Origin of the sequence: Brevibacterium sp. CS2 (assembly GCF_005280295.1) — a bacterium.
GTDB classification, from domain to species: Bacteria; Actinomycetota; Actinomycetes; order Actinomycetales; family Brevibacteriaceae; genus Brevibacterium; species Brevibacterium pityocampae.
This window is the reverse complement of the sequence record NZ_CP040020.1, coordinates 1,363,742-1,376,227: the sequence shown is the minus strand read 5'-3', so window position 1 is coordinate 1,376,227 and position 12,486 is coordinate 1,363,742. Positions and strand designations below refer to the sequence as shown.

At 72.3% G+C, this 12,486-nt stretch carries 10 protein-coding genes; 6 read left to right on the top strand and 4 right to left on the bottom strand.

Translation table 11 applies throughout. The features are described 5' to 3' along the window. Positions 1-51: 51 nt before the first annotated feature. On the bottom strand, positions 52-1,944 hold the full coding sequence (locus FDF13_RS06085) for a serine/threonine-protein kinase (protein ID WP_254668930.1): 1,893 nt from the start codon (positions 1,942-1,944) through the stop codon (positions 52-54). A gap of 152 nt (positions 1,945-2,096) precedes the next feature. Between FDF13_RS06085 and FDF13_RS06080 the strand changes: the two genes are divergently transcribed. Together FDF13_RS06080 and FDF13_RS06075 are read left to right on the top strand one after the other, a co-directional pair. Then, complete coding sequence (locus FDF13_RS06080) at positions 2,097-3,590, top strand: trehalose-6-phosphate synthase (protein ID WP_254668960.1); 1,494 nt, start codon at positions 2,097-2,099, stop codon at positions 3,588-3,590. Beyond that, on the top strand, positions 3,587-4,483 hold the full coding sequence (locus tag FDF13_RS06075; RefSeq protein WP_175406881.1) for a trehalose-phosphatase: 897 nt from the start codon (positions 3,587-3,589) through the stop codon (positions 4,481-4,483). Before FDF13_RS06080 ends, FDF13_RS06075 begins: the two co-directional genes overlap by 4 nt. A 34-nt stretch (positions 4,484-4,517) precedes the next feature. On the opposite strand, the gene FDF13_RS06070 is transcribed toward FDF13_RS06075, so the two are convergent. Further along, a complete protein-coding gene (locus FDF13_RS06070; RefSeq protein WP_137320391.1) occupies positions 4,518-5,513 on the bottom strand; it encodes a LacI family DNA-binding transcriptional regulator in 996 nt (331 codons plus the stop codon). Next, complete coding sequence (locus FDF13_RS06065) at positions 5,513-6,514, bottom strand: LacI family DNA-binding transcriptional regulator (RefSeq protein WP_137318885.1); 1,002 nt, start codon at positions 6,512-6,514, stop codon at positions 5,513-5,515. Before FDF13_RS06065 ends, FDF13_RS06070 begins: the two co-directional genes overlap by 1 nt. 114 nt (positions 6,515-6,628) lie before the next feature. On the opposite strand from FDF13_RS06065, the gene FDF13_RS06060 reads away from it, so the two are divergent. From FDF13_RS06060 to FDF13_RS06045, 4 genes are all read left to right on the top strand, one after another. Beyond that, the gene (locus tag FDF13_RS06060; protein WP_137318884.1) at positions 6,629-7,312 is read left to right on the top strand and encodes an ABC transporter ATP-binding protein; all 684 of its coding nucleotides are present in this window, start codon (positions 6,629-6,631) and stop codon (positions 7,310-7,312) included. Between the two features lie 81 nt (positions 7,313-7,393). Continuing rightward, positions 7,394-8,653: a DUF4032 domain-containing protein gene (locus tag FDF13_RS06055; RefSeq protein WP_137318883.1), complete on the top strand. Its 1,260-nt coding sequence runs from the start codon at positions 7,394-7,396 to the stop codon at positions 8,651-8,653. A gap of 309 nt (positions 8,654-8,962) precedes the next feature. Next, on the top strand, positions 8,963-9,763 hold the full coding sequence (locus FDF13_RS06050) for an SDR family NAD(P)-dependent oxidoreductase (RefSeq protein WP_137318882.1): 801 nt from the start codon (positions 8,963-8,965) through the stop codon (positions 9,761-9,763). A gap of 265 nt (positions 9,764-10,028) precedes the next feature. After that, positions 10,029-11,447 (top strand): MFS transporter, encoded by a 1,419-nt coding sequence (locus FDF13_RS06045; RefSeq protein WP_254668929.1) that lies wholly within the window; start codon positions 10,029-10,031, stop codon positions 11,445-11,447. Positions 11,448-11,473: 26 nt separating this feature from the next. On the opposite strand, the gene rlmB is transcribed toward FDF13_RS06045, so the two are convergent. Continuing rightward, positions 11,474-12,424, bottom strand: a complete 951-nt coding sequence (gene rlmB, locus FDF13_RS06040; RefSeq protein WP_137318881.1) for a 23S rRNA (guanosine(2251)-2'-O)-methyltransferase RlmB — start codon at positions 12,422-12,424, stop codon at positions 11,474-11,476. Positions 12,425-12,486: the final 62 nt, after the last annotated feature.

The window sequence follows — 12,486 nt, the reverse complement described above, 5'->3', positions numbered from 1 at the left end:
GTCGACGGGGAGCCCGGGTCACCGGGAGAGCCCGGGTCGCCGGGCAAGCGCCTACGGGAACTGCGGTTCGGGGATGAGCCCGAAGGGGTTGGCCGGGGACGGCCACCACGTGACCGCGGCACCGGTGAGCACGGTGATGACGGCGAGCACTGCGAGGACGGCGAAGATCGCGACCGCGACCCACTCCCCAGTCGAGGTGCGGGTCACCGGGCTGAGCACGACCCGCGAGCCGTGCCGGAGGTTCGAGGAGCCCGGGCCGAGCCACAGCACCACCGCGCTGGTGAGTGCGGCCGCCCAGAGCGCGGCGGACTCGGAGAACCCGCGCGGCACGATGCCGAGCACGTCGAGGCGCATGAGCACTGCGATCGCCCCGGCGGCGATGAGCGGCAGGATCATGCAGAAGAGCGAGGTGAAGACCGCGCCGAGGAGCGCACCGGGCATCGACCCGACCGAGGACCACAGGCTCACCGAGCCTGGCCCGCGCTCGAACTGCCGCCAGTTGCGGGTCCGGGCCATCGACCCGGCGGTGCGTGCGATGACCTGCCACAGGTACATCGCGATCATCATGATGAACGGTCCCAGCGGGGTGAGCGCGATCGCCAGCAGGTTGAGGGCGAGCACGGCCCAGGCCCCGCCGAGGCGCGGCGGCAGGGGCGGGCCGGGCGGCATGAGCCGGCCCTGCATGCCCGGATGCGGCCCGGGCGCCTGCATCTGCCCGCCGGGCGCAGGGCCCTGCTGATGCTGCTGGGGGCGGCCGTCGATGCCGAGCGGGCCGTAAGGACGCGGCCCGCCGGGCTGCACCTGCTGCGGGGGCATCCCCGACTGCGGGTGCCCGGGCTGCATGGGCCGACCGTCGCGGTGCTGCGCGGCGTACGGATGGAGGGCGGAGTGCCCGGGGTGCGCGGGGTTCGACTGCCGGGGCACCCCGTGGGCGGCGGGCTGGTGTCCGGGGAAGCCTCGTCCGGGGGCGTCTCCGGGTGCGCCCGGGTAGCCCGTGGGACCGGGCACCGCGGGCATGACCGAGGTGCCGCCGGGACCGGTCGCGGCATGGGAGCCGCCCGCGGCGGCCGCCCCGGCCGCAGCACCCGCGGCGGCGGCACCGGCTCCGCCGGTCGACGACCCCTGGCGCACCGGACCGCCGAGGGTCGGCATGCGTCCGGACTCGATGTCGACGAGCGCGTCGAGGATCATCGTGCCCGAGGGCCGACGCTCGGGCTTGGGGTCGAGGCAGGCGCGCAGCAGCGGGACGAACAGCGCCGGGGCGCCCTCGAGGTTCGCCCGGCCCATCGCCACCCGGCCGAGCACCGCCTCGAGCGGGCCGGAGCCGTAGGGGTTGCGGCCGGTCGCGGCGAACGCCATCGACGCCGCCCAGCCCCACCAGTCGGTCTTCTCGCTCGAGGCCTTGCCGTCGGCGATCTCCGGGCTCAGGTAACCCGGGGTGCCCATGACGAGGCCGGTCGCGGTGACCTTGACCTCGTCGGCGGCCTGCGCGATGCCGAAGTCGATGACCATCGGCTCGCCGTCCATGATCATGATGTTCGCCGGCTTGAGGTCGCGGTGGATGACCCCGGCCTCGTGCACGGCGTTGAGGGCGTCGAGGAGCGCATGGCCGAAGTGCACGAGCTCGTCCTCGGCGAAGGGCCCGTTCTCCTTGACGTCCTCCGACAGCGTCATCCCGTCGACGAACTCGGTGACGATGAAGGGCTGCTCGGACTCGAGCTCGGCGTCGAGCACCTCGGCGATCCGCGGGTGCTTGATCCGGCGCAGCGTGCGCACCTCGCGCGCCAGGCGCTTGCGGGAGGTCTCGTCGTTGGCGATGTGGGAGTGGAGGACCTTGACGGCGACGGGGTTGTTCTCCCCGTCCACCGCGAGATGCACGACGCCCATGCCGCCGGAGCCCAGCTGCTCGAGCAGGCGGTAGCCGCCCAGTTCTTCCAAAGCCACCTCATCCACATTACGCGAGAGAGTAGAATCGCACGTGACCGAGGTTCGACCCGAGGAGCACTGTGACACGCACATCCGCAGATCACGACACCCGTACCTCTCCCCTCCCTCCCCCGCCCGACGGCGCGGACTTCGTCGTCGTCGCCAACCGCCTGCCCGTCGACCGCGACGACTCCGGCCCGGAGCCGTCCTGGACCACCTCACCTGGAGGTCTGGTCACCGCGCTCGCCCCGGTCATGCAGGCCAACGACGGCGCCTGGATCGGCTGGGCCGGGATCCCGGACGAGGACATCGAGCCCTTCGACATCGACGGCATGCACCTCGTCCCGCTGACCCTGAGCTCTGATGAAGTCGTCAGCTACTACGAAGGCTTCTCCAACGCCACGCTGTGGCCGCTCTACCACGACGTCATCGTCGCCCCGGAGTTCCACCGCACCTGGTGGGAGAGCTACCTGCGCGTCAACACCCGGTTCGCCGAGGCCGCCGCGAAGACCGCCGCGGCCGGCGCCACCGTATGGGTCCACGACTACCAGCTGCAGCTCGTCCCGGCGCTCGTGCGCGCGCTGCGCCCCGACGTGTCGATCGGCTTCTTCAACCACATCCCGTTCCCGCCCGCCGAGCTCTTCGCCCAGCTGCCGTGGCGCTCACAGATCCTCAACGGCCTGCTCGGCGCGGACCTCATCGGCTTCCAGCGCCCGGCGGACGCCGCGAACTTCCGCCGCGCCGCCCGCGTCCACGCCGGCTTCGCCACGAAGTCGAGCCATATCCGCGTCCCGGAGAACCCGGAGTCCGGCACCGGCGCCCACATCGCCGAGGCACGCGCCTTCCCGATCTCCGTCGACACCCCGACCCTCGACGCGGCCGCCCGGGACCCGGAGACCATCGCACGGGCGCAGGAGATCCGCTCCGACCTCGGCGACCCGGAGACGCTCATCCTCGGGGTCGACCGCCTCGACTACACCAAGGGCATCAGCCACCGCCTCAAGGCCTACGGGGAGCTGCTCGCCGACGGCTCGATCGACCCCGAGCAGGTCACGCTCGTGCAGATCGCCACCCCGAGCCGCGAGCGGATCGAGCAGTACCAGCAGATCCGCACCGACGTCGAGCTCGCCGCGGGCCGGATCAACGGCGAGCACTCCGACCTCGGCACCACCGCGATCCACTACTTCCACCACTCCTACCCGCGCGAGGAGATGACGGCGCTCTACCTCGCCGCCGACATCCTCCTCGTCACCGCGCTGCGCGACGGCATGAACCTCGTCGCCAAGGAGTACGTCGCGTGCCGCACCGGTGAGGACGGCGTGCTCGTGCTCTCCGAGTTCGCCGGCGCCGCCGACCACATGAACCAGGCGGTGCTCGTCAACCCGCATGACATCGACGGTCTCAAGGCGAACATCCTGCGCGCCATCGAGATGGAGCCCGCCGAGCGCCGCCGCCGGATGCGCGCCCTGCGCCGGCGCCTCATCCGCGACGACGTGCAGTCCTGGTCGCGCTCCTTCCTCGACACCCTCGAGGCGCTCGACGACGACAAGGACCTGCGCCGCTGGGAGGCCGCCGAGGCGAAGGAGCCGCCCGAGCCCACCGAACCCACCGAGAGCCCCGAGCCGGGAGACACGCCCGCCGCGCCGCGGGAGCCCGCGCCGTGACCGCGCTCAGCCCACCCCTGCAGGCACCCGAGGCGATCGACATCACCGCTCTCACCACGGCCGCGCGGCTGCTCGTCGCCCTCGATTTCGACGGGGTCATCGCCCCGCTCCAGGACGACCCCTCGACCTCGACGCCGGTCGCGGAGTCCGCCACCGCGGTCGAGGCGCTCGCCGCGCTCCCCGGCACCGCGGTCGGCTACATCTCCGGACGCGACGTCGCCGCGCTCAAGGACCTGAGCCGGGCTCCAGCGCGCGCGCTGTTCGTCGGCTCCCACGGCGTGGAGCAGGACTTCACCGGACTCGCGGCAGGCGGGCCGGCCGGTGCCCCGGCCACCACCTCGGCGGGTTCGCCCGACCCGAACGACCCCTTCCGCTACTCCGCGGCCCCGGATGCCGGCGAGCGCGCGCTCCTCGAGCGCCTCGACGCGGAGTTCGAGCGGATCACCGAAGCGACCCCGGCCACCGGTTACGGGGAGCTGCGGATCGAGCGCAAGCCGCTCGGCGCCACCTTCCACACGCGCGGATGCTCGCCGGAGCGCGCGGAGTTCTTCACCGCAGAGCTGCGCCGATTCGCCTCCGCACACCCCGAGCTGCGGTCGCTGACCGGCCACGACATGGTCGAGTTCGGGGTCCGGATGCATACGAAGGGCGACGGCCTCGACACGATGATCGAGCGTGCGCAGGCCACGGCCGCCCTCTACATCGGGGACGACACCACCGACGAGGACGCCTTCGCCCACCTCGCCGACCGGCAGGACTCCGGGTTCCCGGGACTGAGCATCCGGGTGGGCACCGCGGACACCCGGGCGCAGGCCCGGCTCGGGTCGACCGACGACGTCGCGGCCTTCCTCACCCGGCTGTCCCGCGAGCGGGCAGCCCACGTGGGCGGCTGAGCCCGCCGGCCACGATCCCGGCGCGCCCGCCGCGCTACCGCGTGCGGACGGGCATCTCGGAGGAGCGGAGCACGAGCTCCGGGGTCACCGAGTAGTCCGGCAGGGTGCGCGATCCCGCGATGAGCCGCTCGAGCTCGCCGATCGCCGTCTGCGCGAGCTGCGGCCAGTCGAAGGTCACCTGGGACAGGGGCGGGTGGACGACATCGGCGTCGGGCATCTCCCCCACGGTGAGCAGCGACAGGTCCCGCGGCACGTCGAGCCCGGCACGCCGCGCGGACTCGAGGACGCCGAAGGTGATCGCCGGCGAGCAGCTGATGACCGCCGAGCAGTTCGCCTGGAGCAGGCGCTCGGCCGCCTGGGAGCCGGCGAGGATCCCCGGGCCGGCCTGCGCCACCGGCGCCTGGTCGCGGGTGGCGGGGATGTGGAGCAGATCGGCCATCGACCTCCGGTAGGCGGCCACCCGGCTCGCCGCCGCGGAGTCCTCCGGCACCGCGATGCCGATCCGCCGGTGCCCCAGGTGCACGAGGTGCCGCACGGCGGTGTCGATCCCCTGGGTGGCGTCGAGGACGATCTGGCCCGTCCCCTCGTGGCGGGCGTTCGACACGCGCATGACCGGGATGTTGAGCGCCGCGAGCCGCTTCGCCTCGGGCCCGGCCGACTGCCCGCCGAGCACCACAGCGCCGACGATCCCGAACTCCTGCAGCCGGGTCGCCGAGGATTCGAGCTCGGGCCCGGTGGTCACGCGCAGCGCCACCCGGCCCACGCGGTAGATCCGGCGCACCATCTCGAGGAACAGGGACTCGAAGGCGTCGACGTCGGCGCCGAGCACGACGGCCTGGACCACGGCGATGATCCCGCGGTCGCTCGGTGCGGCCTCCGCACCGCTCACCCCGAGGGTGCGCAGCGCCACCTCGACGGCGCGGCGCGCCTCGGCCGACACCCCGGGCGCCCGACGCAGCACCCGGGACACCGTCGACTCCGAGCGGCCGGACACCTCCGCGATGCGGGCCAGCGAGACGTCCGTGCGCATCACGAGCGGGCCGCCGCGGTCGAGGCGCGGGCGAGGAGCACGGGCCGGAAGTTCGGGGGCACGGAGCGCATGCGCTCCCCGGGGAGGTCGAGCACGGTGCGCACCCCGGCGGCGAGCGCCCGGATCATGCCCGGGCTGTCGAGCCCGAGCACCGTCGCCGGCGGGGCGGTGTAGCGCATGGTCGAGGAGTCGCCGAAGCCCACCACCGACAGGTCGCGGGGCACGACGAGCCGCCGCTGGCGCATCGCGGCGAACACGCCGTAGAGCTGCAGGGCGCTCTGCACGATGACCGCGGTGCAGGTGGCGTCGCGCAGCCGCACCGCGGCCTCGATGCCGCCGGAGTACGACTTGGGGACGGCGGCGATCCAGCCGTCGAGCCGGGACGTCAGACCGCGCGCAGGGTGCTCGGCGAGGAACCGCTCCTGCAGCTGCTCGGCGAGCGCCCCGGCCTCGTTGCACACGAGCCCGATCCGCCGGTGCCCGAGCGCGGTGAGGTGCTCGAAGGCGAGCGTGAGGCCGCCGGTGAGGTCGATGCGGGCAGCGATCCACTCCCCGCCCACCCGCGGACCGCCCGCCGGCGCGGAGGCCGGGGACTTCACCGTCGCCTCGGCGAAGCGCACCACCGGGACGTCGACGTCGAGGGCGGTGAAGGTCGGGGTGACGACGGTGGCGGCACCGGCCTCGGCGCCGGCGCGGACGTCGGCGAGGTCGGGCTGGAGGAACGCCGAGGCGGTGAGCACGCCCTCCGCCTGGAGGCGATCGGACACGCCCCGGCACACCTCGAGCTGCCAGTGCTCAGGCGATTCCGGGGCGCCCACGACGACGAGCCGGGCCACGCTGCTGTGCAGCAGGGTCGAGCGGGTGTAGCCCACCCGGTCGAGTGCGCGGAGCACCCGGTCCCGGGTCGGAGCGGCCACGGGACCGCGTCCGGAGAGCACGCGCGACACCGTGGTGACCGACACCTCGGCGGCGGCCGCGACGTCTTCCAGGCGAACTCTCATACGCCTATCCTACGGTGGGGATGTTCCGCACCACATACCGATCCACCTGCAACGATGCCTGTCGGAGACGAGCAGGCCCCCGCTCGTGCCACCTGCTGAAGGAGACCCGCCTGCATGTCCACGGTCACCCTGACCGACGTCGCCCACCGCTACCCGGCGACCGCGCACGCCTCGGTCGACGGTGTGTCCTTCCATGTGCGCGACGGCGAGTTCTTCGTCCTCCTCGGCCCCGCCGGTTGCGGGAAGTCGACCGTGCTGCGGATGATCCACGGCACCGAGCGGCCGGCCGGCGGCACGATCGAGATCGGCGGCCAGGACGTGTCGAAGGTCCCGACGAGCGACCGCGACGTCACGCTCGCCTTCGAGAACTACGCCCTCTACCCGCACATGGACGTCGCGGAGAACATGGGCTTCGCGCTCCGGCTCACCGGGATCAACGAGGACGAGATCGACCGACGGGTCACCGATGCCGCCGCCCGCCTGGGCCTCAGCGGGCTGCTCCGCGCCCGCCACGACGAGCTCGACGGCCTGCAGCGCCAGAAGGTCGCGCTCGCCCGGGCGCTCGTGCGCAATCCGCGCGTGTTCGTCATGGACGAGCCGCTGGCCAACCTCGCCCCCGAGGTGCGCGACACCACCCGCGACCAGATCCGCACCCTGCAGCAGGAGCTCGGCATCACCACTCTGTACGCCACCACCTCGGCGGCGGACGCGGTGGCGGTGGCCGACCGGATCGCCGTGCTCGACTCCGGCCGGCTCGTCGCGGTGCACGGTCCCGAGGAGTTCGGGCAGCTGCGCTGAGCCGCGCGGCCGGGGACAGGGCAGTGCCCCACCTGCTCGCACGGCCTCGCCCCTGGACTCCTGCACTGAGATGATGGCCCCATGAACATCACCGCCGACCGGCTCGGCAGCGCGATCGCCACGCTGCCGTGGCGCGTCCCGCTCGCCGACTGGCCGCGCGAGCTGCTCGTCGGCCTGCCGCGGGGCATCTCCCGGCACGTCGTGCGGTTCGTCGAGCTCGCCGGCGTGGTCGTCGCGGTCAAGGAGACCGAGGACCCGATCGCCGAGCGCGAGCACGACCTGCTCCAGGTGCTCAGCCAGCTCGACGCCCCCGCCGTCGCGCCGCTGGGCTACATCACCGGGCGCTGCACCCCCGACGGCGAGCGCCTGCCCGGCGCACTGCTCACCCCGCACCTGCGCTACTCGCTGCCGTACCGGGCGCTGTTCAGCCAGGACCTCGCCGCCGCGGTCGCCCGCCGGCTCGTCGACGCGCTCGCCGTGCTCCTCGTCCGCCTCCACCTCGCCGGGTTCTTCTGGGGCGACGTGTCCCTGTCCAATGCGCTGTTCCGGCGCGACGCCGACGCCTTCGCCGCCTACCTCGTCGACGCGGAGACCGGGGAGCTCCACGCGCAGCTGTCCGACGGGCAGCGCGAGCACGACCTCGAGCTGGCGCGCACGAATATCGCCGGGGACTTCCTCGACCTCCAGGCCGGCGGGCTCGTCGACGCCTCGGTCGACCCCCTCGCGGTGAGCAACCGGCTGCTCGAGCGCTACCGGGAGCTGTGGCAGGAGCTCACCGGACCCGAGGAGTTCTCGATGGACGACCGGTGGCGGGTCGACGACCGGGTGCGCCGGCTCAACGACATCGGCTTCGATCTGGGCGAGCTCACCGTCACCACCGACCTCGACGGGGTCACCACCCGGATCGAGCCGAAGGTCGTGGAGCCCGGCCACCACACCCGCCGCCTGCGCCGGCTGACGGGGATCGGCGCGCAGGACAACCAGGCCCGGCGCATGCTCAACGACCTCGACAGCTACCGGATGGCGACCGGCCGCACCGATGAGGACGAGCACGATTCCGCGATGGCGTGGATGTCCGATGTGTACCGGCCCGTGCTCGACGCGGTGCCGGTGGAGTACGCCGACCGGCTCGAGCCCGCGCAGCTGTTCCACGAGTTCCTCGACCACCGCTGGTACCTGTCGGAGAACGCCGGGCACGACGTCTCCACGCCGGAGGCGATCCGGTCCTACGTCGACACCGTGCTGCCTGCGCACCCGCGCGAGGAGGCCTACCTCCGCGAGCCGAGCACCGGGGCCCTCCAGACGCTGCGCACCGCCGACCCCGACTCCCCCACCCCGTAGACTCCCCACCCCAGACGTCAATTTCCGAAGGTTCCTGAGAGCGGATCCGCCGGAGTTCGCGATCTCGGCAGAGGCGGGCCGGGGCCGCGCCGGCGGCCCGGAATCGTACTGCGCGGTATCCCACCAGCGGCGCGCAATGATGCGTGCGTCACGGGATACCGCGCAGTTCGGTACGCCGTCCACCGCCGGGCGGGGATACAGTGCAGATTGGATTCAGCACCACACCTCTTCAACACCACACCACTTCAGCAGCACCGCACCTCATCAGCACCACCATCCCGGCAGCACCACTCCGACGAAAGGCAGCCCATGAGCGACGCACCCGAATTCCCCTCCATCCCCGCCCTGTTCGACCTCGGCGGCCGCACCGTCGTCGTCGTCGGCAGCGCCTCCGGGCTCGGACAGTCGTCCGCCCTCGGCATCGCGGATGCCGGCGCCCACGTCGTCTGCGCCGACCTCGACGAGGCGGGGGCGCAGAGCACCGGCGAGCTCATCGCCGCCCGCGGGGGTTCCGCGGAGGCGGCCGCGCTCGACGTCACCTCGACCGAATCGGTCGAGGACCTCGTCGCCGCCCACGCCGACGCCGCCGCGCTCGTCATGACCCCGGGTCTCAACATCCGGAAGCGGATGCTGTCGACCACCGACGAGGAGTTCGACCGCGTCATCGATATCAACCTCAAGGGCACGTACCGCCTCATGCGCGGCTTCGGGGCGGAGATGGCCGAGCGCGGCCGCGGCTCGATCGTCACCTTCTCCTCCTTCCGCGCGATCGTCGTCGAGCCCGGCCAGGGCCTCTACGCCGCAGCCAAGGCCGGCGTCGTGCAGCTGACGAAGACGCTCGCGAGCGAGCTCGGACCGTCCGGGGTGCGCGTCAACTCGATCCTTCCCGGCCCCTTCGAGACCCCGCTCACCGTGCAGATCAAGTCCGACGAGGAGTGGTGGAACGCCTACGCGGAGAAGACTGCGCTCGGCCGCTGGGGGATCCTCCACGAGATCGCCGGGCCGGTGCTGTTCCTGTGCTCGGACGCCTCGAGCTTCGTCACCGGCCACTCGCTGCTCGTCGACGGCGGCTGGATGGCCCAGGACGGACGCTTCTCCCCGCGGGTGTGAGGCCGTCGGCCCGGTCCGCACGGCGGGCCGGGCCCCGGTTACCCCCTCCCGGGCCCGAGGCGGGGGCACCTCCCCGGGACACCGCCGGCTCTCCGACCCGCGCCGGAGCCACTGATCTCACGATTCGAACACAAGCTGTGCATACGCTGGACACGGAGTGGCCGGACGTGTAGACCTGACACAGTCCTGACCGAATCTCACTGCTGAGCCCGTGGCCCGAGCCCCTCACCGACGAGACGCGGTCCATCGCACGCAAGGAGATCCGGTGTCCTCATCCACCCCCGCCGCATCCGCGGATCCGGCAGCGAATGCCGAGCTGCGCAAGCGCACACTGCGCAAGGTCGCGCTGCGACTGACCCCGTTCCTCGGGCTCCTCTACTTCATCAACTATCTCGACCGGACCAACATCGGGTTCGCCGGCCCCAACGGCATGAACGACGAACTGGGCCTGACCCAGACGATGTTCGGACTCGCCTCGGGCATCTTCTTCGCCGGCTACCTCCTGCTCGAGGTGCCGTCGAACCTCGCCCTCCACCGGTTCGGCGCCCGCCGCTGGATCGCCCGCATCCTCGTCACTTGGGGTGCGATCGCGGCCGCGATGGCCTTCATCCCGCAGACGAGCTGGCTGGGCATCACCGGCGAATGGTGGCTCATCATCCTCCGGTTCCTCCTCGGCATCGCCGAGGCGGGCTTCTTCCCGGGCATCATCCTCTACCTGACCTTCTGGTTCCCCAAGTCCGAGCGCGCCAAGGCCGTCGCCTACTTCATGGTCGCGATCCCGCTGTCGAGCGTGATCGGCGCCCCGGTGTCCGCGCTCCTCATCGAGCACGGCCACGAGATGCTCTGGGGGATGTCCGGCTGGCGCTTCATGTTCCTCATCGAGGGCCTCCCGGCGATCCTGCTCGGCATCATCTGCTGGTTCTTCCTCACCGACCGGCCGCAGGACGCGAAGTGGCTCGCCGCCGACGAGCGGGCATGGCTCCAGGCCGAGATGGAGCGCGAGGAGTCGGACACCGCGGCCCGCTTCCACGTGCCGCTGCGCAAGTCGCTCACCGCCGGGCGCGTGTGGGCGCTCGCCTTCGTGTACTTCGGTGTGGTCTACGGCCTCTACGCGATCAGCTTCTTCCTGCCGACGATCATCGAGGGCTTCCAGGAGCGCTTCGGCGTCGAGTACTCGATCTGGGAGAAGGGCCTGCTCACCGCAGTGCCGTTCACCTTCGCCGCGGTCTTCATGATCTTCTGGGCGCGCCACGGCGACCGCACCGGGGAGCGCGTGTGGCACGTCGCCGCTCCAGCGATCGTCGCCGCGATCACCATCCCGATCACCGCCTACGTCGGCTCGCCCTTCCTCGCCATGGTGTTCGTGTCGATCTTCGCCTGCGGCGTCATGGGCTCGCTCGCGACCTTCTGGCCGCTGCCCACCGCGTTCCTCTCCGGAGCCGCGGCGGCCGCGGGCGTGGCGCTCATCAACTCGGTGGGCAACGCCTCGGGCTTCTTCGCCCCGTACATCACCGGCTTCCTCGCCGATGCGACCGGTTCGCAGACCGCGGGCATGTGGGTGATCTCCGCGGCGATGGTCATGGCGGTGATCATCACCGTCTCCCTCGGCGCGCTGCCGAAGGAGAGCCGCGCCGCCGGCACGACGGACGGAGCCGACTCGGTGCTCCCGCGCGACGTGCGCTGAGCAGTCGCCCGGCTGCGCGTCCCCGCTCAGCTCTCCCGGGAGCGCGTGCGGGCGACCTCGTAGAGGGTGACGGCGGCGGCGATGCCGGCGTTGAGCGATTCGGTGCTCGCCTGGATCGGGATCGACACGATCTGGTCGCAGAGGTCGCCGACGAGTCGCGACACGCCCTTGCCCTCCGAGCCGACGACGATGCACACCGGCGAGCTCGCGAGCTCGAGCTCCGGCAGTTCGACGTCGCCGTCCATGTCGAGTCCGAGGACGAACACGCCCTGCTGCTTGAGGTCCTGGAGCGCGCGGGCGAGGTTGACCACGCGGGCCACCGGGATCCGCGAGGCCGCCCCGGCCGAGGTCTTCCAGGCCGCCGCGGTCATGCTCGCCGAGCGGCGCTCGGGGATGATCACGCCGTGGCCGCCGAACGCCGCGGTGGAGCGGACGATCGCCCCGAGGTTGCGCGGGTCGGTGATGCCGTCGAGCGCGACGAGCAGCGGGGTCTCGAACCGGTCCGCGGCGAGCGCGAGCAGGTCGTCGGGGTGGGCGTAGTCGTAGGACGGCACCTGCAGGGCGATGCCCTGGTGGATGGCGTCGTCGGTGAGCCGGTCGAGGTCGGGCTTGCTCGCCTCGAGCATGGAGATGCCGCGTTCGGCGGCGAGCGCGATCGACTCCTTGACGCGGTCGTCGGCGTCGATCCGCTGGCCGACGAACAGCGCGGTGGCGGGCACGCCCTCGCGGAGCGCCTCGAGCACGGAGTTCCGGCCCGCGACGACATCGGCCCCGGCCTCGCGCTTCTTGCGCTTGGCCTGCGCGGTCTGGCGCGCCTTCTTGGCCTGCGCCTCCTTGTGCGCCTTGTGGTAGACGCGGTCCTCGGCGCGCGGGGTGGGGCCCTTGCCCTCGAGCTTGCGCCGGCCCTGGCCGCCGGAGCCCTTCGTGGGGCCCTTGCCGGGCTTGCGGATCGCTCCGCCGCGTGACTTCGGTGGCATATCGGGTGTCCTGTCTGTTCAGCGGTGCCGGATCATTGGTGTCGACCGTCCCGGTGGCGGGA